The organism is Paraburkholderia fungorum (genome assembly GCF_900099835.1).
Lineage (GTDB): Bacteria > Pseudomonadota > Gammaproteobacteria > Burkholderiales > Burkholderiaceae > Paraburkholderia > Paraburkholderia fungorum_A.
Window position 1 is genome coordinate 1,444,562 of sequence record NZ_FNKP01000001.1, and the last position, 23,481, is coordinate 1,468,042.

Consider the following 23,481-nt stretch of genomic DNA (forward strand, 5'->3'; position numbering starts at 1 on the left):
GATGAACCCATGACCGCAATCCAAAACTTTTTCAAAACCTTCTTCCTGACGGAACTGCTCAAAGGTCTCGCGTTGACCGGACGTTATACGTTCCAGCGCAAGGTGACGGTGCAGTTTCCCGAAGAAAAGACCCCGATGTCGCCGCGTTTTCGCGGTCTGCATGCGCTGCGCCGCTATGAGAACGGCGAAGAGCGCTGCATCGCTTGCAAGCTGTGCGAAGCAGTGTGCCCAGCGCTCGCGATCACGATTGAATCGGACCCCCGCGCGGACAACACGCGCCGTACGACGCGCTATGACATCGACCTGACCAAGTGCATTTTCTGCGGTTTCTGCGAAGAAAGCTGCCCGGTCGATTCGATCGTCGAAACGCACATTCTCGAGTATCACGGCGAGAAGCGCGGCGATCTTTACTTCACGAAAGAGATGCTGCTGGCCGTTGGCGATCGCTACGAAGCGGAAATCGCTGCGAATAAAGCGGCAGATGCACCGTATCGTTGAAGCGCCTGCCTGTTGAAGTAGTAAAAAGCAGCAGTAAAAATACGGCAGTAAAAGCAGCAAATACGGCCTGTTGTCGGGCCGGAAGCCGCGGGTTGAACCCCGCGGCTCGGCGGACCTGTGCGGCTGTTCTGGCGAAAGTCGCCAGATGCACGTGCCAAAGAACAATGCCTGACAATGGCCTAACGATGAACCGGTAATCATGGAATTCACGACCGTACTGTTCTACATCTTCGCGCTGCTCCTGGTTGTGTCAGGGCTGAAGGTGATCACCTCGCGCAACCCGGTGGCGTCCGCACTGTTTCTGGTGCTGGCTTTCTTCAACGCAGCCGCTATCTGGATGCTGCTCGAAGCCGAGTTCCTCGCAATCCTGCTGGTGCTGGTCTACGTCGGCGCGGTGATGGTGCTGTTCCTGTTCGTCGTGATGATGCTGGACATCAACATGGACGTGCTACGCAAGGATTTCAAGCGCTTCGTGCCGATGGCGACCCTGGTGGGCGCGATCATCGTGATCGAAACTGCGCTGATCCTGTGGCACGGCTACGGCGCGACCGCCACGGCGTTGCGTGACACGACGGCTGTCGCGAACGGCATGGGCGACTGGTCGAACACCCGCCTGATCGGCAAGATCATCTACACCGATTACATCTTCGCGTTCGAAGTTGCCGGCCTTGTTCTGCTGGTGGCAATCATCGCCGCGATTGCTCTGACCACGAGCCATAAGAAGGACAGCAAACGCCAGAACGTGAGCGAGCAGGTCAAGGTTCGCGCTCAGGACCGTGTGCGCGTCGTGAAGATGGCATCGGAAAAGACCGCGGCGACCGTCGCGGCAGAAGAAGCCGAAGCAGCAGCGCAAGCAGCGGCGGCAGCGGCCGACTCGGCACCAGCTAAAAATAGCTGAGCGGACAGGAGATAGAAATCATGTTGACCCTAGCCCATTACCTTGTCCTTGGCGCGATCCTGTTTGCGATCAGCGTCGTCGGCATTTTCCTGAACCGCCGCAACGTCATCATCATCCTGATGGCGATTGAACTGATGCTGCTCGCGGTGAACACCAATTTCGTCGCCTTCTCGCATTACCTGGGCGACGTGCATGGCCAGATCTTCGTTTTCTTCGTGCTGACGGTAGCAGCGGCGGAAGCGGCGATCGGCCTCGCAATTCTGGTGACCCTGTTCCGTAGCCTCGACACGATCAATGTCGAGGATCTCGATCAGCTCAAAGGTTAACTTCAGGGAAAGTGGTTATGTCTACGATACTCAATGAAAACCTGCTGTTGGCAATTCCTTTGGCACCGCTCGCCGGTTCCTTGATTGCGGGGCTGTTCGGTAAGGCGGTAGGGCGAGCGGGCGCGCACTCGGTCACCATCCTCGGCGTGGCGATTTCGCTCGTCCTGTCGGCCATCGTCTTCTTCCAGGTGCTGAACGGCGCGAGTTTCAACGCGACGGTTTATCAGTGGATGGCGATCGGCAAGACGCAGTTCGAAGTCGGCTTCCTGGTCGACTCGCTGACGGCGATGATGATGGTCGTCGTGACCTTCGTGTCGCTGATGGTGCACATCTACACGATCGGCTACATGGCCGACGACGACGGCTACCAGCGCTTCTTCTCGTACATTTCGCTGTTCACGTTCTCGATGTTGATGCTCGTGATGAGCAACAACTTCCTGCAACTGTTCTTCGGCTGGGAAGCGGTGGGTCTGGTCTCGTACCTGCTGATCGGTTTCTACTTCACGCGCCCGACCGCGATCTACGCGAACATGAAGGCGTTTATCGTGAACCGCGTCGGCGACTTCGGCTTCCTGCTGGGTATCGGTCTGCTGTTCGCGTTCGCCGGTTCGATGAACTACGGCGACGTGTTCGCGAAGCGCACCGAACTCGCGGCTTTGAGCTTCCCGGGTACGGACTGGGGTTTGTTGACGGTGGCGTGTATCTGCCTGTTCATCGGCGCGATGGGTAAGTCGGCGCAGTTTCCGCTGCACGTGTGGCTGCCCGATTCGATGGAAGGCCCGACGCCGATCTCCGCGCTGATTCACGCAGCAACCATGGTGACGGCCGGCATCTTCATGGTCACGCGCATGTCGCCGCTGTTCGAACTGTCGGATACGGCGCTGTCGTTCGTGATGATCATCGGCGCAATTACCGCGCTGTTCATGGGCTTCCTCGGCATCATCCAGAACGACATCAAGCGTGTGGTGGCTTATTCCACGCTGTCGCAACTCGGTTACATGACGGTCGCGCTCGGCGCGTCGGCCTACTCGGTCGCCGTGTTCCACCTGATGACGCACGCGTTCTTCAAGGCGCTGCTGTTCCTCGGCGCGGGGTCGGTGATCATCGGCATGCACCACGATCAGGACATCCGCAACATGGGCGGCCTGCGCAAGTACATGCCGATCACGTGGATCACGTCGCTGATCGGTTCGCTGGCGCTGATCGGCACGCCGTTCTTCTCGGGCTTCTATTCGAAAGACTCGATCATCGACGCGGTGAAGCTGTCGCATCTGCCGGGCTCGGGCTTCGCGTACTTTGCCGTCGTGGCGAGCGTGTTCGTTACTGCGCTTTATTCGTTCCGTATGTACTTCATGGTGTTCCATGGCAAGGAGCGTTTCCGCGGTCCGAAGCACCCGGAATCGCCGATGGGCATCGAGGCAGCGGCGCATGCGCATGACGGTCATGGTCACGGCCATGACGCACACGGTCACGACGACCACGCTCACGAGCCGCATGAAACGCCGTGGGTTGTCTGGCTGCCGCTGGTGCTGCTGGCGATTCCGTCGGTCGTGATCGGCGCGATCGGTATCGGCCCGATGCTGTACGGCGACTTCTTCCAGCACGGCGTTGCGTTCGACAAGGTGATTTTCATCGGCGCGAACCATCCGGCGGTGGCGGAGATGGCCGAAGAGTTCCACGGCTGGGTGTCGATGGGTTTCCATTCGGTTAGCGGTCTGCCGGTATGGCTGGCGCTGGCCGGTGTGGTGGTTGCGTGGTTCCTGTATCTGGTTCGCCCCGATCTGCCGGCTATCATCAAGCGCGCGTTCGGCCCGATCTACACGTTGCTCGATAACAAGTACTACATGGACAAGATCAACGAAGTGGTGTTTGCACGCGGCGCAGTGGCCATCGGCCGTGGTCTGTGGAAGGAAGGCGACGTCGTCGTGATCGACGGCATCGTGAACGGCAGTGCACGCTTTATCGGCTGGTTTGCCGGCGTGATCCGCTTCCTGCAATCGGGCTACATCTATCACTACGCATTTGCCATGATCATCGGCATGCTGGGGCTCCTGACCCTTTTTGTAACGCTGGGCGGCAAATAAGGCGAGGGGACACTAACTAATGCACGCTTATCCGATTCTCAGTATCGCGATCTGGTTACCGATCCTCGTCGGCCTCGTCGTTCTGGCTATCGGTTCGGACCGGAACCCGGCTCCCGCGCGTTGGATTGCGCTGATCGGCTCGGTCGTCAGCTTTATCGTGACGATCCCGCTGATCACGGGTTTCGATTCGAGCTCCGCCGATCTGCAATTCGTCGAGCAGGCAAGCTGGATTGAGCGCTTTCACATTTCGTATCACCTGGGTGTCGACGGCATCTCGATGTGGTTCGTTGTGTTGACTGCGTTGATCACGGTGATCGTCGTGATCGCCGCGTGGGAAGTGATTACGAAGAACGTGGCGCAGTATCTGGCTGCGTTCCTGATCCTGTCGGGCATCATGGTCGGCGTGTTCAGTTCGGCCGACGGCATGCTGTTCTACGTGTTCTTCGAAGCGACGCTGATTCCGATGTACATCATCATCGGCGTGTGGGGTGGGGCGAACCGCGTGTACGCGGCGTTCAAGTTCTTCCTGTACACGTTGATGGGCTCGCTGCTGATGCTGGTCGCGCTGATTTATCTGTACGTCGAGACCGGCACGTTCGATCTCGCTACATGGCAGCATGCGCCGCTCGCGATGACGCCACAGGTGCTGATCTTCATAGCATTCTTCATGGCGTTCGCCGTGAAGGTGCCGATGTGGCCGGTGCACACATGGTTGCCCGATGCGCACGTCGAAGCGCCGACCGGCGGCTCGGTTGTGCTGGCCGCGATCATGCTGAAGCTGGGTGCATACGGTTTCCTGCGCTTCTCGCTGCCTATCGCGCCTGATGCGAGCCATTTTCTGGCGCCGGTCGTCATTACGCTGTCGCTGGTTGCGGTGATCTACATCGGCCTGGTCGCGATGGTCCAGGCCGACATGAAGAAGCTGGTTGCGTATTCGTCGATCGCGCACATGGGCTTCGTCACGCTGGGCTTCTTCATCTTCAACCAGCTCGGTATGGAAGGCGCGATCATTCAGATGATCTCGCACGGTTTCGTGTCGGGCGCGATGTTCCTCGCGATCGGCGTGTTGTACGACCGTATGCATTCGCGTCAGATCGCCGATTACGGCGGTGTCGTCAACGTGATGCCCAAGTTCGCGGCGTTCGCGATGCTGTTCGCGATGGCCAATTGCGGCTTGCCGGGCACGTCCGGTTTTGTCGGTGAGTTCATGGTGATTCTGGCGGCAGTCCAGTACAACTTCTGGATCGCCGGCGGTGCGGCAGTCACGCTGATTCTCGGCGCGGCCTACACACTGTGGATGTACAAGCGGGTGTACTTCGGCGCGATCGCCAACGATCACGTGAAGACTCTCCTCGACATCAACCGTCGCGAATTTTTCATGCTGGCAGTGCTTGCTGCACTGACGCTGTTCATGGGCTTGTATCCGAAGCCTTTTACCGATGTGATGCACGTATCCGTGGAAAACCTCCTCTCCCACGTTGCGCAGTCAAAGCTGCCGTTGCCTCAGTAACGCCGAGCGGAGGAATTTAAAGACCATGCAAAACGCCCCTATGACTGCTCTGTTGCCCGACGCACTGGTGATGTTCGCCGTTGTGCTCGCGTGGCTCAACGACACTTTCGTCGGCCAGGCCGGTCGCCGTACCACGTACTTCATTGCGTTCTTCTCGACGCTGATCGCCGGCATCTGGTTTGCGATGAATGCGTTCGACCCGCAAGTGCGCTACTTCTTCGGCCACATGTATGTGGTGGACCCGTTCGCCAGCGCGATGAAGGCGGTCGTGACCCTCGGCTATGCCGTGTCGATCGTCTATTCGCGCCGTTATCTCGAAGAACGTAATCTGTTCCGCGGCGAGTTCTTCCTGTTGGGCATGTTCTCGTTGCTCGGCCAACTGGTGATGATCTCCGGCAACAACTTCCTGACGCTGTATCTCGGTCTGGAACTGATGTCGCTGTCGCTGTATGCGGTGATCGCGCTGCGTCGTGAAGTGCCGCAATCGAACGAAGCGGCGATGAAGTACTACGTGCTCGGCGCGCTGGCTTCGGGTTTCCTGCTGTACGGCATCTCGATGCTGTACGGTGCGACCGGCTCGCTCGACCTGAACGAAGTGTTCAAGGCGATCGGTACCAGCCACTACGATCCGAGCGTGCTGCTGTTCGGCGTGATCTTCATCGTGGCGGGCGTGGCGTTCAAGATGGGCGCGGTGCCGTTCCACATGTGGGTGCCTGACGTGTACCAGGGCGCGCCGACGGCGATGTCGCTGATCGTCGGCGGTGGTCCGAAGGTCGCTGCATTTGCGTGGGGCTTCCGTTTCCTCGTGATGGGTCTGCTGCCGCTGGCAGTCGAATGGCAACAGATGCTGGTGATTCTCGCGGCGCTGTCGCTGATCGTCGGCAATATCACGGGTATCGTGCAACGCAATGTGAAGCGGATGCTCGCGTACTCGGCGATCTCGAACATGGGCTTCGTGCTGCTCGGCCTGCTGGCCGGCGTGGTCGACCAGAAGACGAGCGGTGCGGCCAACGCGTATGGCTCGGCAATGTTCTACAGCATCGTCTACCTGATCACGACGCTGGGCACTTTCGGTGTGATCATGCTGCTGGCTCGCCGCGATTTCGAAGCCGACACGCTCGAAGACTTCAAGGGCCTGAATCAACGCAGCCCGGTATTCGCGTTCGTGATGATGATCATGATGTTCTCGCTCGCGGGCATTCCGCCGGCAGTGGGCTTCTACGCGAAACTCGCCGTGCTGCAGGCCACGATGAACGCCGGTTTGACCTGGCTGACCGTGCTGGCCGTGATCACGTCGCTGTTCGGTGCTTTCTACTACCTGCGTATCGTCAAGCTGATGTATTTCGACGAACCGCAAGACAAGTCGCCGATCGCCGCCGACAGCAGCACACGTGCTCTGCTGGCCCTCAATGGCGTTGCCGTGCTGGTGCTCGGTATCGTGCCGGATCCGCTGTTGAAAGCTTGCCTGCAGGCTATCCAGCACACGCTGCTGTTCTGATGTCCGCTGCAGGCTGGTTTATCGTGTTGTTGGCGCTGGTCGGCGCCAACCTGCCGTTCCTGAATCAACGCCTCTTCGCCGCCGTTCCGTTGAAAGCGGCGAAGAAGAATGCGTGGATCCGGATCGCCGAATTGATCGTGCTGTACTTCGTGGTCGGCGCGTTCGGCTTTCTGCTTGAGGCGCGAGCAGGGAACCGCTTCGAACAGGGCTGGCAGTTTTATGCCATCACGTTCGCGCTGTTCATCGTGTTCGCGTTCCCCGGTTTTACCTTCCAATATCTCGTCAAACGCCGCTGACGGCGTCTCGCCGTCGCGCACCACGCTGTCCTGAGGTCCGCATATGGCTGAACTTCCCGATCACGACGCCGCGCTTACTGAGACCTGTGTCGACAGCAAGCAGGTCTACAAAGGGCCGTTCATGACGGTCAAGTGCGACACCGTTCGTTTGCCGGACGGCAAACAGGCAACCCGTGAATATGTTCAACATCCGGGCGCCGTGATGGTGATTCCATTGTTCGACGATGGCCGCGTGCTGCTGGAAAGCCAGTATCGGTATCCGATGGGCAAGGTCATGGTCGAATATCCGGCCGGTAAGCTCGATCCGAACGAAGGTGCGCTGGCGTGCGCTAAACGTGAGTTGCGCGAGGAGACCGGCTATACCGCGCGTGAATATGTTTATTTGACGCGCATTCACCCGATCATTTCGTATTCGACTGAGTTCATCGACGTCTATCTCGCGCGCGGTTTGACGGCGGGCGAGCGCAAGCTCGACGAAGGCGAGTTCCTCGAGTTGTTCACGGCGACTGTCGACGAAGTGTCCGAGTGGGTGCGCACCGGCAAGATCACGGACGTGAAGACGATCATTGGCACGTTCTGGCTCGAGAAAGTGTTGTCGGGTGCATGGCCGACTGCTGAGCCGCAATAACGCAGCGCTTCAGGCGCGCTAGTCTGAAGCTTGTGAAAAGCCCCTGCTGGTCTTTGACCAGCAGGGGCTTTGTCATTTTGGCGGTTGAAGTCGCTTCGATGGCGCTTTTATGCTGTATCCCATTTCTCAGAAATATCTCGTTTTCTTATGACTTCTGGCCGTCTCGCTCGACGATTGCCGGCGCGCTAGCATGAACCTCCATTTACGACAGTGGCTTTTTCTTTTGCCAGGGATAACCAATGTTCTGAGATGGATTGAATTCGGGTGACTGGATAAGGTTGTCACTTGACAACCTTATCCGCGCTCGCTAAATTGGAGGGTGTCGATGGTTCGAGCAAATCACGCTAAGAAAGAGGTCGAGGCTGCGTTGGCGCATGCGGAGAAAAGCGGCTGGCGCGTGCAGAGCGGTGGGCGGGGTCACGCTTGGGGGAAGATGTATTGCCCTTACAAAGACGCTGAATGTCGCTGCGGTGAGTTTTGTATATCGAGTATCTGGAGTACGCCGAAGAATCCAGATAATCATGCAAAGCATTTGCGCCGCATCGTCGACAACTGCACGGCTCGCCGGTAGCAGGTAGTTTTGAATAGCAAAGGTTTAGGGTTGAAGGAGGCGGAAGTAGCGTATGGAATATGTGTTCACCTTGAAATACCGGCTCTCGGCAGAAGACTGCGATCTGGACGCGATTGTCGAGCGTTTGGGCGAAGCCGGGTGCGACGATGCAACCGTTGGCGTGGGCCAGGCGGGCCGCCTCGCGTTGCTCTTTTCCCGCGAAGGCGAGTCTGCATTCGCAGCGCTGGTCAGCGCGCTTAAAGATGTGAAACAGGTGGTGCCGTCTGCCCGCCTCGTCGAGGCAGGGCCCGACTTCGTCGGACTCACCGACGTCGCGGAAGTCGCCGGGGTATCGCGGCAAAACATGCGCAAGCTGATGCTAAGCCACGCCATCGACTTTCCGCCGCCTGTGCATGAAGGAAGTGCGTCCGTCTGGCATCTTTCGGACATTCTCGATTGGCTGAACGAGCGCGGCGGATACGACATCAGCGCGGACGTGGTGGATGTCGCGAAATCGGCCAAGCAGATCAATCTTGCAAAGGAAGTGCGAGGACTCGAGCCGCGCTTTAATCGCCAACTCGAGAGGCTGGTTGTATAGCAGGTGGTAACGAGGTACGCAGATGGTTGCCCTAATCCGATTGGCCGGGTGGCTGCTTCACTCGGCCCCTCAAGACACCCTCGGCAGTTGTTGACGCAAAGCGTTAAAATCGCCCACCGCGTTCGTTTTGTGAGCGACGGCTGGCATCGGCGAGTCGTCCGTAATAATTTACGAACGACCGTTCACAAATTTTGATTTTGCGCTAAACTGGCACGCAAGCCCTGATTCCACATGAAGGTCCTCGATTTACAGTGTCCGCATGGCCATCGGTTCGAAGGTTGGTTTGCTTCGGCTGATGACTTCGAGTCGCAGCAATCCCGCAAGCTGATCGAATGTCCGATTTGCGGGGCGAACGAAGTAAGCCGCTTGCCGTCGGCACCGCGTCTGAACCTGTCAGGCGCGACCGAAACGAAGCCGTCGGCGGAGGCTGGCGACATGCAGGCGCGCGTGATGCGTGCTCTGCGCGAGGTACTGGAAAAGACCGAGAACGTGGGCGACCGCTTCGCCGAGGAAGCACGGCGCATTCACTACAACGAAGCGCCGGCTCGCAATATTCGCGGGGTCACGACACCGGAAGATGCGCGAGCCTTGGTCGAAGAAGGCATCGAAGTGATGCCGCTGCCAGTTCCGGCCGCTTTGAAGGAACCGCTGCAATAGCGCAGTAGTTCCCTGGCGGCAGGTGGTTGCGGCCAGGAGACACTACGCATGAATCTGGACTATTCCCCCGCTGACGACGCATTCCGCGCCGACATCCGCGCCTGGCTCGAAGCGAATCTGCCTCGCGAGCTGAGCGACAAAGTACTTAACCACAAGCGTCTCGCCCGCGAAGATTTCGCAGACTGGCACAAGCTGCTCGGCACGCGCGGCTGGTCGGTGATCGCGTGGCCGAAAGAATATGGCGGTCCAGGCTGGGACGCGACCCAGCGGCATATCTGGGAAGAGGAGTGCGCGCGCATTGGTGCGCCGTCGGTGCTGCCCTTCGGAGTATCGATGGTGGCGCCCGTGCTGATGAAGTACGGCAGCGAAGCGCAGAAACGCCATTATTTGCCGCGTATTCTCGACGGCACCGACTGGTGGTGCCAAGGCTATTCCGAGCCGGGCTCCGGCTCCGATCTGGCGTCGTTGCGCACACGTGCCGAGCGGGTCGGCGACCACTACATCGTCAACGGCCAGAAGACCTGGACCACGCTTGGCCAGTATGCCGACATGATGTTCTGCCTCGTGCGCACCGACAGCGGCGCAAAAAAGCAGGAGGGCATCTCTTTCCTGCTGATCGATATGAAAACGCCGGGTATCACCGTGCGCCCGATCATCACGCTCGACGAAGATCACGAAGTCAACGAAGTGTTTTTCGAAGGCGTGAAGGTGCCGGTTGAGAATCTGGTCGGCGAAGAGAATCGCGGCTGGACTTACGCGAAATATCTGCTCGGCCACGAGCGCACTGGCATCGCGCGCGTCGGCAACTCGAAGCGCGAACTCGCATTCCTGAAGCGCCTCGCTCTGAATCAGAAGAAGAACGGCAAACCGCTGTTGCAGGATCCGGTATTCGCATCGAAAGTCGCGAGCCTTGAGATCGAGTTGATGGCGCTGGAAGTCACCGTGCAACGCGTCGTGGCCAATGAAGCAGGTGGACGTGGCCCCGGACCGGAGGCGTCGATGTTAAAGATCAAGGGCACGGAAGTACAGCAGGCACTGACCGAACTCATGTTCGAGACCGTCGGCCCGCTCGCCGCACCGTTCGACGTGCCGTTTCTCGAAGGCGAACGCGAGCACAGCCTGGCCGGCGACGACGATGCTGCGCCGCTCGCCGCGTACTACTTCAATTACCGCAAGACGTCGATTTACGGCGGTTCGAACGAAATTCAAAAGAACATCATCGCGCAGATGATTCTCGGACTCTGAGGAGCGGCGCATGGACTTCACTTTCAACGATGAACAACAGCAATTTGCCGACGCGCTGCGCCGCTATCTGGACAAGAGCTACGGCTTCGAAGCGCGTCAGGCGATCGTGCGCTCGGAACCCGGCGTGTCGGAATCACATTGGGCAGCGTTCACCGAATTGGGCCTGACGGCATTGCCGGTTCCCGAGGCCCAGGGTGGTTTCAATGGCGGCCCGATCGACATGCTAGTGGTCATGCAGGAGCTTGGCCGGGCGTTGGTGATCGAGCCGTACTGGGCAACGGCGGTGGGCATCGAGGCGCTGCGCATGGCGGGTTCGGGCGATGGCGAAGACGCCGCACTGCTGGAACGCGTGGCTCAAGGCGAAATAAAACTGGCAGTGGCATTTCACGAGCCTCATGCGCGCTATGACCTGTTCGAAGTCGCGACGGTCGCGAACGAGCAGCGTGATCAGAGTGGGCGTCAGGTGCTCACCGGCGCGAAATCGGTTGTGCTGCACGGCGCTCAAGCCGATCACTGGATCGTGCCGGCGCGCCTGAATGGCGAGATCGCGCTCTTTGTTGTGGCGCGCGATGCAGCGGGCGTCAAAGTTACGGACTACCGCACAATCGACGGCCAACGCGCTGCGACCATTGAGTTCAGCGGTACACCGGCACGCCGGCTCGGCGGCAAGCATGCGGGCGCGGCCGCACTCGAACATATCGCTGACTACGGCACGCTGCTCCTGTGCGCGGAAGCCATCGGCGCATTAGACGCACTGAACCTCGCGACCGTCGACTACACCAAAACGCGTCAGCAGTTCGGTCAGCCGATTGCGCGCTTCCAGGCGCTTCAGCATCGTATGGTCGAGATGTTGATTCATGCCGAGCAGGCGCGTTCGGTCACCTATCTGGCCGCCATGCGCTACACGAGCGAAGACGCGGACGAGCGTCGTCGCGCGATTTCCGCGGCGAAGGTCAGAGTCGGGCAGGCCGCCCGTTTTGTCGGTCAGCAGGCGGTGCAGTTGCACGGCGGCATGGGCGTCACGAACGAAGTGGCGGCGGCGCATCTGTTCAAGCGGTTGGCAATCATCGAGACAACCTTGGGCGATGTCGATCACCATCTCGCGCGGTTTGCCGCGCTGCCGGGCTTCACCGCTGTCGAAGCCTGATCGGGCTGTCCAACCAGATAAGCAGGAGATACGACCATGGGCTTGAGTTTTGAAGACCTGATAGTCGGCACGAGTACCGAAATCGGCAAGCACACATTCACGCGTGAAGAAATTGTCGAGTTCGCGGAGAAGTTCGATCCGCAGCCGTTTCATCTGGACGAAGCCGCGGCGGAAAAATCGCCGTTTCGCGGACTGGTGGCGAGCGGCTGGCATACCTGCTCGGTCATGATGGGCATGCTGGTGCGCAACGCGTTCGCAGGTTCGACTTCGATGGGTTCGCCGGGTATCGACGAGATTCGCTGGTTGAAGCCGGTGCGGGTCGGCGACACCATCACGATGATGAATGTCGTGCTCGACAAACGCGTTTCGGAGAGCAAGCCGGATCGCGGCATCGTGTCGACGCGCTGGGAAGGGTTCAATCAGCACGGCGAGATGGTGATCACGGTTAGTTCGAAGGGACTGTTCGGGCTGCGCAATCCGGGGGCGGCATCATGACGATCGGTGCGGCGTCAGCCGCGACGTTTGACGATGCAGAAGCGCTGCGTGCGCAAGTTGGCGCCGAGCCGCTAGTCAGCGAGTGGATGACGGTCGATCAGGCGCGCGTCGATCTGTTCGCCGAAGCTACCGGCGATCATCAGTGGATTCACATCGACCCGGAGCGGGCGAAGCGCGAATCGCCGTTTGGCGGTCCGGTTGCGCATGGCTTCCTGACGCTGTCTTTGATTCCGGCTTTGCTGGGTAAGACGGTCTCGATCAAACAGCGCATGGGCGTCAACTACGGATTGAATCGCGTTCGGTTCACTTCGCCGGTTCTGGTCGGCTCGCAGTTGCGCGCGAAATTTGTCGTGGAGTCCGTGACCGAGGTCGACAGCCATGGTGTGCAGGCTGTGTGGAATGTGACGTTGGAACGGCAGGGCAGTGAGCGGCCGGTGTGTGTCGCCGAGTTCATCACGCGGCATTACTTTTAGCGGTTGTGCATCGTTTCGATACGGAACGATGAACATGCATGCAACGTAAAAAAGGCGCGAACCAGGTTCGCGCCTTTTTTCATCTCGGTAGGTGACGCAGCGAAGAAGGCAGTGTCGTTCTACTCGCGGCGACACGGCTGCTTCCCAAACTCCAGAAGTGCTGGTCGCCATTCATCCCGGATCGAACTCAAACCCGCGTAACCGGCATCTCCACTTTGGCTGCCGCGCTCGCATCCATATGACGGGCGAGCTCAAGCTTGGCGATCGCATTGCGATGTACTTCGTCGGGACCGTCGGCAAAACGCAGCGTTCTCGCCGACGCATATGCATAAGCCAGCGGGAAGTCGTCGCTGACGCCACCGCCGCCGTGCGCCTGAATCGCCCAGTCGATCACCTGACACGCCATGTTCGGCGCGACCACCTTGATCATCGCGATCTCGCCGCGCGCGCCCTTGTTGCCGACCGTGTCCATCATGTACGCAGTTTTCAGCGTGAGCAGACGCGCCTGTTCGATCATGCAGCGCGCCTCGGCAAGACGTTCCAGCGTGACGCCTTGTGCCGCGACCGGTTTGCCGAACGCGACGCGTTGCAGCGAGCGTTTCGCCATCAATTCGATTGCGCGCTCGGCGAGACCGATCAGACGCATGCAGTGGTGGATGCGTCCCGGTCCGAGGCGGCCTTGTGCGATCTCGAAGCCGCGACCTTCACCGAGCAGCATGTTGGTGGCGGGCACGCGTACGTTGTCGAGCGTGATTTCCATGTGGCCGTGTGGCGCGTCGTCGTAACCGAATACGGTCAGCGGACGATGCACGGTGATGCCGGTTGCGTCGGCGGGAACGAGGATCATCGACTGCTGCTGGTGGCGCGGCGCGTCGGGATCGGTCTTGCCCATCACGATATACACCTTGCAGCGCGGATCGCCCGCACCCGACGACCACCACTTGTGACCGTTGATCACGTAGTAGTCGCCATCGCGCACGATGCTGGTCTGGATATTGGTCGCATCCGACGATGCCACTTCGGGTTCCGTCATCAGAAATGCCGAGCGAATCTGGCCTTTGAGCAAAGGTTCGAGCCATTCGCGCTTATTGTCGTCGCTGCCGTAGCGCTCGATCGTCTCCATGTTGCCGGTGTCGGGCGCGCTGCAGTTGAACACTTCCGGTGCCCAGGGCACGCGGCCCATGATTTCGCACAGCGGCGCGTATTCGAGATTCGTCAGCCCGGCGCCGCGTGCGGATTCTGGCAGGAACAGATTCCACAGGCCGGCGTCGCGCGCCTTGTGTTTGAGTTGCTCGATCAGTTCTGTCGGCAGCCACGCGTTGCCGTTCTGGCGATTACGCGCAATCTCCGCATAGAACTCGTGTTCATTCGGATAGATGTGCTCATCGAAGAAAGCGAGCAGCTTTTCGCGCAATGCCTGAACCTTCGGGGTGTAATCGAAATTCATGTGTGACCTCGCGATAACAAATGGCAGATGAGGGTCTTTCTGCGCGCGCTGATTCAACGCGCGTATTCATTCGGTGAGCCGGATGTTCGACGCACCCGGCTAGCGCACCTTTTGCGCGTAATGCCACGCAAGTTCGGCCATCGGCTTTGCGCGACGACCGGCATCGAGCGCTTGCGCACTGGCCGCAGTGCCGTCGACTACGCGCTTCATGATCCCTTGCAGAATCGCGGCGATGCGGAACATGTTGTATGCGAGATAAAAATTCCAGTCGCCGTGAATCTCGAAGCCGGTGCGTTTGCAATAGCGCTCGACGTACTGGCTTTCGTCGGGAATGCCTAGGGCTGCCCAATCCAGGCCCGCGATGCCGCGGAATTTCGCCGGATCGACGTGCCACGCCATGCAGTGATACGCGAAGTCGGCGAGCGGGTCGCCGAGCGTCGACAGCTCCCAATCGAGCACGGCCAGCACTCGCGGCTCATGCGGATGAAAGATCAGATTGTCGAGCCGGAAATCTCCGTGTACGACCGACGCGCGCTCGCCGGTTTCAGCGGGCATGTGTTGCGGCAGCCATTCGATCAACCGCTGCATCGCGTCGATCGGCTCGGTTTCGGACGCGATGTACTGCTTGCTCCAGCGACCGATTTGCCGTGCGAAGTAATTGCCGGGTTTGCCGTAGTCGGCGAGACCGGCTGCCTCTACGTTCACGCTATGCAGCGCCGCGATCACGCGATTCATTTCGTCGTAGATCGCCGCGCGTTCGGCGGGCGTCATGCCGGGCAGCGACTGATCCCACAACACGCGGCCTTCGACAAACTCCATCACGTAGAACGCACGCCCAATCACGCTTTCGTCGTCGCACAGCGCGAGCATTTGCGCGACCGGCACGTCGGTGCCGGCCAGCGCATGCATCACGCGATATTCACGTTCGACGGCATGCGCGGATGGCAGCAGCTTCGCCGCTGGCCCAGGCTTCGCGCGCATCACATACGAGCGCGATGGCGTGACCAGCTTGAAAGTGGGGTTGGACTGCCCGCCGGCGAATTGCTCCAGCGTAAGCGGGCCGGAAAATCCGTCGACGTGGCGGGTCAGCCATGCGGCAAGCGCTTCTGCGTCGAAACGCTGCCGCTCGTTGACGGGCCGCGTGCCCTCGAAAGCCGAGTAATCCGGTTTGTGTTCTGGTTCGCCGGTCTGTGTGGCCTGCGCCATATGTCTCCTCCAGTTCGGGTTCAGCTACGCTTGTATTGAATGAATTGTGCGTAGAGCATTTCCATCGTGGTATTGCGAACGTCGCGATGCAGCGGCGACGGCGGGGAATAGTTGAGCATGCGGAGTACCCAGTCGCGCGGCGCGGTGCCAACATCGAGCGCATTGATACAGCCCGTGGCCTGCGACAGATGTCCGAAAAACGTACGGCCCCCGGCGGTCAACGCATGCGACAGAATCGCGCGATTCACGCCGCCATGCAGGACCAGCAGCGCGGTGTCCCACGAAGTGTCCTCGCGTAACGCAGCCACGGCCGGCAATACGCGATCAAACAATGCGCCGATGGTTTCGCCATCGAGAAAGCGCGTGCTTTCCGGCACGATGCCGTCGAACACGCCGAGAAAAGCCGCTTCGATATCCTGGGCCGGAATACTGCCCAGTCTGCCGCCGCGAATCTCCTGCCACGCGGGTTCGATCTCGAGTTCGATCTGCTGGCCTGTTTCGGCCAGCACGCGCGTGGCGGTTTCGACGGTACGCGGCAATCCGCTGACGATCACCCGATCGAAGCGGACCTGCTGTTCGGCAAACACGCGGCCCGCCGCGCTTGCCTGTTCGCGGCCATTGGCGTTCAGCGGCACGGTTTCAGGATCGATCGCGCGGCCGGAGTCGTCGAAGTAGGTGACGTCGCCGTGGCGCATCAGAAAGATGCGGCGGCGTTTGGGCAGTTGATAGTCAGGCATGGTCCCTTTGGATCACTCGTGGTTCACTTGTAAACCGGCGCGCGCTTGTCGAGAAACGCGGAAATCCCTTCGAGCCCGTCGCGATGATGCAGCGACGCGACGAAGCTATCGCGCTCCGCCACCAGATGCTCCGCGAGCGGTTGTGCGCCGGCAGCGCCAATCAGACCTTTGATGCGTGCAACCGAATTGGGCGAAATCTTGCCGAGTTCGTCGGCCCACGCGACCGCGGTGTCGCGCGCGTGGCCGGGCCTCGCCAGCTTGTTGACCACGCCGAGTTCGTGCAGACGCGCCGCACCGATCGGCTTGCCTTCGATCAGCACCTCAGTGGCCAGCTGGCGCGGCAGCGCTTGCGCGAGGAACCACGAGCCGCCGCCATCGGGCGTCAGGCCCACGCGGGCGTACGACATGACGAATTTGGCGTCGTCGCCGGCGACGATCAGGTCGCAGGCGAGCGCGAGCGAAAAGCCGGCACCGGCAGCGGCGCCATCGACGGCGGCAATCACTGGTTTCGACGACAGACGCAAAGCCGAAATCCACTGACCGAGCATGTCGATGCTTTCGGCCTGAACCGACGGATCTTTCGCGCGATTCTCAAGCAGGCGGTTCAGATTACCGCCCGCGCAGAAGAAGTTGTCGGCGCCGGTAATCACGACGGCGCGAATCGACGGATCGCGCTCCACTGAATCGAGCGCCTCAATTCCGGCTGCATACATATCCGGATGCAGCGCGTTGCGCGCACCGGGGTTCGACAGCGTGAGGACTAGTGTCGATTCGCTTTCGGTCGGACGCGAGGTCAGCAGTTCGGCGCTCATTGTTGGGTCTCCGGTTGGATGTCGGCGGCGTCGCGTTGGGTCAGCGACAGGCCGAGTTGCGCTCGACGTGCGAGCCAGGGCGACGGACGGTAACGTGGATCGCCGAGCACGCTGAACATATTGCGCAGGATCGTGAGGATGGTGGCTGCGCCGAGCGCATCGCCAAGCGCGAGCGGGCCGCGCGGATAGCCGAGACCGAGCGTGACGGCGAGGTCGATGTCGTCGGGCGTGGCGATCTGTTTCTGCGCGATGTCGCAGCCGATGTTGACGATCGTCGCCACCACGCGTTGCGCGACGAAGCCGGTCGAGTCGCGGATCACGGTGACGGGCACGCCGTCGGACGCGAATAACGCATGCGCGGCGTCCCTTGCGGCGCGGGTTGTAGCAGGCGTGGTCATCAGCGTGCGGCGTTGCGCGCCGATGAGCGGGAAGAGGGCGTCGATCGCGACGACGCGGGTTGCGTCCAGTGCTTCGTCGACTGCGGCGGTGGTTGCATCGTGCCCGAACGGGGTGACGACGATCAGCGAATCCGCAGCGGGCACGGCGCCCTCGTCGAGCATCACGCTGCTTGCCTCGCCGATGAGTTTGACGACCGCCTCGTGCGCCTGCGGATGGCGCTTGCTGACCCACACGCTTTTCGGCAACTGCGTCGGCGCGGGCGCTTCGGCAGGCACCTGCTGCTTGCCGTCCACGTAACGATAAAAGCCTTCACCCGTTTTGCGGCCGATCAATCCGCCCGCGAGCCGCGTGCCTGTAATTGGCGACGGCGTGAAACGCGGCTCTTCATAGAACTGGTGATAGATCGACTCCATCACCGGATGCGACACGTCCAGCGCGGTCAGGTCGAGCAACTCGAACGGCCCGAGGCGAAAACCCGCCTGCTCGCGCATGATCCGGTCGATGTCCGCGAAACTCGCGACGCCTTCGCCTGCCACCCGCAAGCCTTCGGTATTCATCCCCCGGCCCGCGTGATTGACGATGAAGCCGGGCATGTCTTTCGCGCGCACCGGTGTGTGACCCATGCGGCGCGCGAGAACCATTAGCGCGTCGCCCGCCGCGGGGTCGCTGCGCAAGCCGTCGATCACCTCGACGACTTTCATCAACGGAACGGGATTGAAGAAGTGGTAGCCGACCACGCGCGACGGGTCGGTGCAGGCGGCGGCAATTGCGGTAATGGACAGCGACGACGTGTTCGACGCCAGCACGCAACGGCCGCTCACCACGGTTTCGAGTTCGCGAAAGAGCGCTTGTTTCACGTCGAGTTTTTCGACAATCGCTTCGATCACGAGGTCGCAATCGGCCAGCTCGCCGATCGCATGCGCGCCGCTTACGTTAGCCAACGCCGCGAGCGAACGCGCCTGGTCGAGCTTGCCTTTGGCCGTCAATTTGGCGAAAGTCTCGGCGAGGTAGTCGCGCGCCGCGCCGATCGCAGCGGGGTTGGTGTCGTACAGACGAACCTTCAGGCCCGCCAACGCGGCGATCTGGGCGATGCCGCGACCCATTGCACCGGTTCCGACAATGCCGATAGTCTCGATACTGAAATGGCGAGAGGTCATTGTGATGCTCGACTCCATGGTTATTTTAGAATAGCACGATCGTGCAATTTACTGGATGATTGTTCGATGGCCGCTGCGTCGATGTGCGTTTTGACTCGGACGAGCGGTCTTATACAACCCGAAAAAAGGAGACACCGGATGCTCAAGCTGTGCGGTTTCGCGCTCTCTAACTACTACAACAAAGTGAAGTTCGTGCTTCTCGAACACGGCATTCCGTTCGAAGAAGTGTTCGTGACGCCGAGTCAGGACGAGGCCGTGCTCGAGCATTCTCCGCTCGGCAAGGTGCCTTATCTGCAGACTGAAGACGGCGATTTGTGCGAGTCGCAATGCATCGTCGAGTATCTGGCCGCGCGCTTTCCCGACAAGGCGATTTTTTCTGCCGACCCTTGGGAAGCCGCAAAGGAGCGCGAGCTGATCATGTTCGTCGACGTGCATCTCGAACTGACCGCGCGCAATCTGTATAAGGAAGCGTTCTTCGGCGGCACCGTGACCGACGCGACGAAGGGGCGTATCGAGAAGCTGCTCGCACATCACATTGCGGGATTCAAACGGATCGCAAAGTTCGGGCCGTATCTGGGCGGCGAGCGCTTCAGCGTCGCGGACACAGCCGGTTATGTGAGCTTGCCGCTGGTCGGCATGGCGACGCAGACCATCTACGGTCGCGACTTTCTGCTCGACGCAGGCCTCGACTGGAAAAGCTATGTGAAGGAGATCAACGCGCGACCGGCAGCGCAACGTGTGACCGACGACCGCAAAGCGTATATCGCGGCGTCGCGTCCGGCTTGATGGGATGTAACGCGGGTGCTGCAGGTTTTTCGAGCAGGGAAGCATGCTGAGGCGCGCGGCGCACGCCTCAGCCGCTGCGCGCGATAGCGAGGAACGGAGGTTCGTTCGAAGCGTCGCGCGGAGCATTTTTTATAGCCGCGCCAACCGTTCGAGCGCGGTGGCGAGGGTGCTTTCCTGTTTGGCGAAGCAGAAGCGCACCACGCCCGATTCATGCGCCTCGTGATAGAACGCCGACACCGGAATGGCCGCGACGCCGATCTCGCCGGTCAGCCATTGTGCGAATTCGGCTTCGGGTAAATCGCTGATTGCCGAATAGTCGACGCACTGAAAGTAGGTGCCCGTGCAGGGCAGCAACTTGAAGCGCGAGTTGGCAAGCCCGGCGCGGAAGAAGTCGCGCTTCTTCTGATAGAACGTCGGCACGTCGAGATAGGGCGCCGGGTCTTTCATGTACTCGGCGAGACCGATCTGCATCGGTGTATTCACCGTGAACACGTTGAACTGATGCACCTTGCGGAATTCGGCGGTGAGCGAGGCAGGCGCGGCCACGTAGCCGACTTTCCAGCCCGTCACGTGATAGGTCTTGCCGAAGCTCGACACGACGAAACTGCGCTGTGCCAGTTCCGGGTAACGCGCAACGCTTTCGTGCGGCGCGCCGTCGTAGACCATGTGTTCGTACACTTCGTCGGAAAGGATCAGCACGTTGGTGCCGCGCACGATCTCTTCGAGCTTGCGCATGTCTTCCGCGCGCCAGACCGTGCCGGTCGGATTGTGCGGCGTGTTGATCAGCAGCAGCCGCGTTTTCGGCGTGATGGCGGCGGCGAGCTTGTCGAACGGGATCGCGTAGTCGGGTGCGTCGAGCGTGACGAAAACCGGCTTGCCGCCGGCGAGTTCGATCGACGGCAGGTAGCTGTCGTAAGTCGGCTCGATCACCACCACTTCGTCGCCCGGATGAACGGTGCACAGAATCGCGGTCAGCAACGCCTGGGTCGCGCCCGCAGTCACCGTGATTTCATTCGTGGCGTCGTAGCGGCGGCCATACAGGTTTGCAATCTTGTCGGAGATAGCCTGACGCAGCGGCGCGACGCCGGCCATCGGCGGGTACTGGTTGTGGCCGTCGCGCATCGCGTTCGAGACCGCATCGACAATGCGCGGATCGCAATTGAAATCGGGGAAGCCCTGGCCCAGGTTGACCGCGCCTTTTTCGGCGGCGAGCGCGCTCATCACGGTGAAAATCGTCGTGCCGACATTCGGCAGGCGCGAAGGAAACGAGGGACTCATGGGCGTGTCGTGCAGTGCATTCATGGCGCTATCCGAAGCGTTGGCAAGAGAGTTGGCGAATTGGGCGAAGCGCGTCGTCGGGCAAGGACGAAGCCTGATTGTAGGGAATCGCGGCGGCGTGTGGGCGCCGCGAGGCCTTCGTTAGCCGTTCGGCCAAGGCCAGCACAGCGGGAATCACGCGGGAGCGGGCTCGTCGGCGTCGCTCAGCGAAGTGCTGATCGCGGCGACGAACGGCGCGGGCTGCGCAATCTGGAAACCGAAATCGCGCGCGATCCGCTTTGCAAGCTTCAATACCGCGCGGTCTTTCGACACCAGCCAGTCGGCTTTCGCGGCGTGCGCGAGTTCGAGAAACTTCTGGTCGTCGCGATCCTTGCATTTGGGCAGCGGCTTCGCGTCTTCGGCGGGCTGTGCGGGTTCGACCAGTTGCGCGAGTCGCGCGACGACAGCCAGCGCGGCCGCTTTATCCACGTTTCGATGCACGAATTGCGGATAGTCGAGTACGTAAGTGAGTTCGGCGAGACACCGCGCGTCGATCAGCGCGGCAAGCGTGCCGCTTTCGAGCGCGGCCGCGATGGGCCGCGTGTGCGGGTCGTCGAACACGAGAATATCGATCCACACATTGGAATCGAGGACGACGCGCAAGGCGTCGTGTGAGGCATGGGAACCGGGCATTCGTTACAATCTGGCTTTCGTCTTTGACCGCCAGGCACGGCGTGCCTGCAAGCCTCTATGATAATCGTTCTGTCGCCGGCGAAATCGCTCGACTACGAAACCCCCCCGCACGTCAAAAAGCACACGATCCCCGATTTTGTCGATGACGCCGCCGAATTGATCGGCGGATTGCGCCGTTTGTCGCCGCAGCAGATCGCCTCGTTGATGGATATTTCCGATCAACTCGCGCACCTGAATTTTCAGCGCTACGCCGAATGGTCGCCGAAATTCGACACGCACAATGCGAAGCAGGCGGTGCTTGCGTTCAATGGCGACGTGTATGAGGGCTTCAACGCGAAGACGTTGTCGCCGGCGGATCTGGACTATGCGCAGAACCATGTGCGCGTGCTGTCCGGTCTCTACGGGTTGCTGCGTCCGCTCGATCTGCTGCAACCGTACCGGCTCGAAATGGGCACGCGGTTCGCCAATCCGCGCGGCAAGGATCTGTACGCGTTCTGGGGCGAGCGCATCACGCAGGCTCTGAATGCGCAGTTGAAGAAGAACGCCACGGCTTCGCGCGTGCTGGTGAATTGCGCGTCGACCGAGTACTTCAAATCGGTCAAGCCGAAGCTGCTCGACGCGCCCGTCATCACGCCCGTTTTCGAAGACTGGAAGGGCGGCCGCTACAAGATCATCAGCTTCCACGCCAAACGCGCGCGCGGCCTGATGGCGCGCTACGCGGTCGAAAACCGTGTCGACCAGCCCGAGAAGCTGAAAGAGTTCGACTCCGAAGGCTATGCGTTCGACGCAGAAGCATCGAACGATTCCACTTACGTATTCCGCCGCCGCGTCGCCGATTAAGCGTTTTGTCGCGTGTGCAACATCATCGAGCAGGGAAGGACATCATGACGATATCGATTACGAGCAATTTCGACGCAGGCGCGATCGAGGTGCTGTCCTGCGAGGACGCCGGCAACATCCGTCTGCGCGTGCGGCCGGACAGCCATGCCGAGTTCGCACAGTGGTTTTATTTTCGCGTGTCGGGTGCGGCGGGCGAGCGCTGCGTGATGACCTTCGAGAACGCGGCCGCGTGTGCGTTCGCCGAGGGCTGGCGCGACTATCAGGCGGTCGCGAGCTATGACCGCGTGAACTGGTTTCGCGTGCCGACCTCGTACGACGGCCGCGTTCTGACTATCGATCACACACCGGATTTCGACCGCATTTACTACGCGTATTTCGAGCCGTATAGCGAAGAGCGTCATTCGGAGTTTCTCGGCGCGGTTCAGCAACTGCCGCAGGCATCGCTGACCGAACTGGGCACGACGGTCGAAGGTCGGCCCATGTCGCTGCTCACGCTCGGCGCGCCGCAAACCGACGACACGCCCAAGAAGAAGATCTGGCTGATCGCGCGCCAGCACCCCGGCGAAACGATGGCCGAATGGTTTATCGAAGGGCTGGTGAAGCGCCTCGCGGGCTGGGGCGATTGGGCCGGCGACCCGGTCGCGCGAAAGCTCTACGATCACGCGGTGTTCTACATCGTGCCGAACATGAATCCGGACGGCAGCGTGCACGGCAATCTGCGCACGAACGCGGCGGGCGCGAATCTGAACCGCGAATGGATGGAGCCGGACGCCGCGCGTAGCCCCGAGGTGCTGGTGGTGCGCGACGCGATTCACGCGACCGGTTGCGATCTGTTCTTCGATATCCACGGCGATGAAGCGTTGCCGTATGTGTTCGTGGCCGGTTCTGAAATGCTGCCGGGTTTCACCGAGCGGCAAGGACAGGAACAGAAGGCGTTCATCGAGGCATTCAAGCAGGCGAGTCCTGATTTCCAGGACAAATACGGCTATGCCGCGAGCAAGTATCGCGAGGATGCGCTGAAGCTGGCGTCGAAGTACATCGGCAATGAATTCGGCTGCCTGTCGTTGACGCTGGAAATGCCGTTCAAGGACAACGCCAATTTGCCTGACGAGCGCGTCGGCTGGAACGGCGATCGCAGCGCATCACTGGGCGCGGCGATGTTGCAGGCGGTGTTGCATCACGTGGAGACGTTCGCCTGAAGCGTTGAACAAACGCTGCTGGATAAAAAAACGCGGCACACACGT

Annotated in this window: 25 protein-coding genes; 18 read left to right on the top strand and 7 right to left on the bottom strand. The window is 60.5% G+C overall.

Going from position 1 to position 23,481, the window contains the following annotated elements; genetic code table 11:
* Positions 1-9: 9 nt before the first annotated feature.
* From nuoI to BLS41_RS06460, 15 genes are all read left to right on the top strand, one after another.
* On the top strand, positions 10-498 hold the full coding sequence (nuoI, locus tag BLS41_RS06390) for an NADH-quinone oxidoreductase subunit NuoI (RefSeq protein ID WP_074763534.1): 489 nt from the start codon (positions 10-12) through the stop codon (positions 496-498).
* Between the two features lie 199 nt (positions 499-697).
* The gene (locus BLS41_RS06395) at positions 698-1,396 is read left to right on the top strand and encodes an NADH-quinone oxidoreductase subunit J (protein WP_074763535.1); all 699 of its coding nucleotides are present in this window, start codon (positions 698-700) and stop codon (positions 1,394-1,396) included.
* Positions 1,397-1,416: 20 nt separating this feature from the next.
* Positions 1,417-1,722 (top strand): NADH-quinone oxidoreductase subunit NuoK, encoded by a 306-nt coding sequence (gene nuoK / locus BLS41_RS06400; protein ID WP_013339863.1) that lies wholly within the window; start codon positions 1,417-1,419, stop codon positions 1,720-1,722.
* A gap of 17 nt (positions 1,723-1,739) precedes the next feature.
* Complete coding sequence (gene nuoL / locus BLS41_RS06405) at positions 1,740-3,806, top strand: NADH-quinone oxidoreductase subunit L (RefSeq protein ID WP_074763536.1); 2,067 nt, start codon at positions 1,740-1,742, stop codon at positions 3,804-3,806.
* Positions 3,807-3,825: 19 nt separating this feature from the next.
* On the top strand, positions 3,826-5,316 hold the full coding sequence (locus BLS41_RS06410) for an NADH-quinone oxidoreductase subunit M (protein ID WP_074763537.1): 1,491 nt from the start codon (positions 3,826-3,828) through the stop codon (positions 5,314-5,316).
* Positions 5,317-5,341: 25 nt separating this feature from the next.
* Positions 5,342-6,814 (top strand): NADH-quinone oxidoreductase subunit NuoN, encoded by a 1,473-nt coding sequence (gene nuoN / locus BLS41_RS06415; protein WP_074763538.1) that lies wholly within the window; start codon positions 5,342-5,344, stop codon positions 6,812-6,814.
* Positions 6,814-7,110, top strand: a complete 297-nt coding sequence (locus tag BLS41_RS06420; protein WP_074763539.1) for a DUF2818 family protein — start codon at positions 6,814-6,816, stop codon at positions 7,108-7,110. The genes nuoN and BLS41_RS06420 overlap by 1 nt, the downstream gene beginning before the upstream one ends.
* Positions 7,111-7,153: 43 nt before the next feature.
* The gene (locus BLS41_RS06425; RefSeq protein ID WP_074763540.1) at positions 7,154-7,738 is read left to right on the top strand and encodes an NUDIX domain-containing protein; all 585 of its coding nucleotides are present in this window, start codon (positions 7,154-7,156) and stop codon (positions 7,736-7,738) included.
* Positions 7,739-8,063: 325 nt separating this feature from the next.
* A complete protein-coding gene (locus BLS41_RS39515) occupies positions 8,064-8,309 on the top strand; it encodes a hypothetical protein (protein WP_074763541.1) in 246 nt (81 codons plus the stop codon).
* Between the two features lie 52 nt (positions 8,310-8,361).
* On the top strand, positions 8,362-8,886 hold the full coding sequence (locus tag BLS41_RS06435; RefSeq protein ID WP_074763542.1) for a helix-turn-helix transcriptional regulator: 525 nt from the start codon (positions 8,362-8,364) through the stop codon (positions 8,884-8,886).
* A gap of 231 nt (positions 8,887-9,117) precedes the next feature.
* Positions 9,118-9,543: a DUF1178 family protein gene (locus tag BLS41_RS06440; protein WP_074763543.1), complete on the top strand. Its 426-nt coding sequence runs from the start codon at positions 9,118-9,120 to the stop codon at positions 9,541-9,543.
* A 48-nt stretch (positions 9,544-9,591) separates the two neighbouring features.
* On the top strand, positions 9,592-10,788 hold the full coding sequence (locus BLS41_RS06445) for an acyl-CoA dehydrogenase family protein (protein WP_074763544.1): 1,197 nt from the start codon (positions 9,592-9,594) through the stop codon (positions 10,786-10,788).
* A gap of 10 nt (positions 10,789-10,798) precedes the next feature.
* On the top strand, positions 10,799-11,935 hold the full coding sequence (locus BLS41_RS06450; RefSeq protein ID WP_074763545.1) for an acyl-CoA dehydrogenase family protein: 1,137 nt from the start codon (positions 10,799-10,801) through the stop codon (positions 11,933-11,935).
* A 36-nt stretch (positions 11,936-11,971) separates the two neighbouring features.
* Positions 11,972-12,430, top strand: a complete 459-nt coding sequence (locus tag BLS41_RS06455; protein ID WP_074763546.1) for a MaoC family dehydratase — start codon at positions 11,972-11,974, stop codon at positions 12,428-12,430.
* Positions 12,427-12,903 carry a MaoC family dehydratase gene (locus BLS41_RS06460; RefSeq protein ID WP_074763547.1) on the top strand — a complete coding sequence of 159 codons (477 nt, stop codon included), beginning with the start codon at positions 12,427-12,429 and terminating at the stop codon, positions 12,901-12,903. The genes BLS41_RS06455 and BLS41_RS06460 overlap by 4 nt, the downstream gene beginning before the upstream one ends.
* Positions 12,904-13,090: 187 nt before the next feature.
* Here the strand turns inward: BLS41_RS06460 and BLS41_RS06465 are convergent, their stop codons facing one another.
* From BLS41_RS06465 to BLS41_RS06485, 5 genes are all read right to left on the bottom strand, one after another.
* On the bottom strand, positions 13,091-14,350 hold the full coding sequence (locus BLS41_RS06465) for an acyl-CoA dehydrogenase family protein (RefSeq protein WP_074763548.1): 1,260 nt from the start codon (positions 14,348-14,350) through the stop codon (positions 13,091-13,093).
* A 99-nt stretch (positions 14,351-14,449) separates the two neighbouring features.
* A complete protein-coding gene (locus tag BLS41_RS06470) occupies positions 14,450-15,556 on the bottom strand; it encodes a phosphotransferase (RefSeq protein ID WP_074763549.1) in 1,107 nt (368 codons plus the stop codon).
* A gap of 20 nt (positions 15,557-15,576) precedes the next feature.
* Complete coding sequence (locus BLS41_RS06475; protein WP_074763550.1) at positions 15,577-16,293, bottom strand: histidine phosphatase family protein; 717 nt, start codon at positions 16,291-16,293, stop codon at positions 15,577-15,579.
* Between the two features lie 23 nt (positions 16,294-16,316).
* Positions 16,317-17,105 carry an oxepin-CoA hydrolase, alternative type gene (locus BLS41_RS06480; protein WP_074763551.1) on the bottom strand — a complete coding sequence of 263 codons (789 nt, stop codon included), beginning with the start codon at positions 17,103-17,105 and terminating at the stop codon, positions 16,317-16,319.
* A complete protein-coding gene (locus BLS41_RS06485) occupies positions 17,102-18,661 on the bottom strand; it encodes a 3-hydroxyacyl-CoA dehydrogenase (protein ID WP_074763552.1) in 1,560 nt (519 codons plus the stop codon). Before BLS41_RS06485 ends, BLS41_RS06480 begins: the two co-directional genes overlap by 4 nt.
* Before the next feature lie 138 nt (positions 18,662-18,799).
* On the opposite strand from BLS41_RS06485, the gene BLS41_RS06490 reads away from it, so the two are divergent.
* Positions 18,800-19,447, top strand: coding sequence for a glutathione S-transferase family protein (locus tag BLS41_RS06490; protein ID WP_074763553.1), 648 nt, complete (start codon positions 18,800-18,802; stop codon positions 19,445-19,447).
* A gap of 129 nt (positions 19,448-19,576) precedes the next feature.
* Here the strand turns inward: BLS41_RS06490 and BLS41_RS06495 are convergent, their stop codons facing one another.
* Both BLS41_RS06495 and BLS41_RS06500 read right to left on the bottom strand, forming a co-directional pair.
* Positions 19,577-20,749 carry a pyridoxal phosphate-dependent aminotransferase gene (locus tag BLS41_RS06495; protein WP_074763554.1) on the bottom strand — a complete coding sequence of 391 codons (1,173 nt, stop codon included), beginning with the start codon at positions 20,747-20,749 and terminating at the stop codon, positions 19,577-19,579.
* Positions 20,750-20,899: 150 nt separating this feature from the next.
* On the bottom strand, positions 20,900-21,397 hold the full coding sequence (locus BLS41_RS06500; protein WP_074763555.1) for a putative toxin-antitoxin system toxin component, PIN family: 498 nt from the start codon (positions 21,395-21,397) through the stop codon (positions 20,900-20,902).
* Between the two features lie 57 nt (positions 21,398-21,454).
* Between BLS41_RS06500 and yaaA the strand changes: the two genes are divergently transcribed.
* Positions 21,455-22,237, top strand: a complete 783-nt coding sequence (yaaA, locus tag BLS41_RS06505; RefSeq protein WP_074763556.1) for a peroxide stress protein YaaA — start codon at positions 21,455-21,457, stop codon at positions 22,235-22,237.
* A gap of 44 nt (positions 22,238-22,281) precedes the next feature.
* Complete coding sequence (locus BLS41_RS06510) at positions 22,282-23,436, top strand: M14 family metallopeptidase (protein WP_074763557.1); 1,155 nt, start codon at positions 22,282-22,284, stop codon at positions 23,434-23,436.
* Positions 23,437-23,481 lie beyond the last annotated feature (45 nt).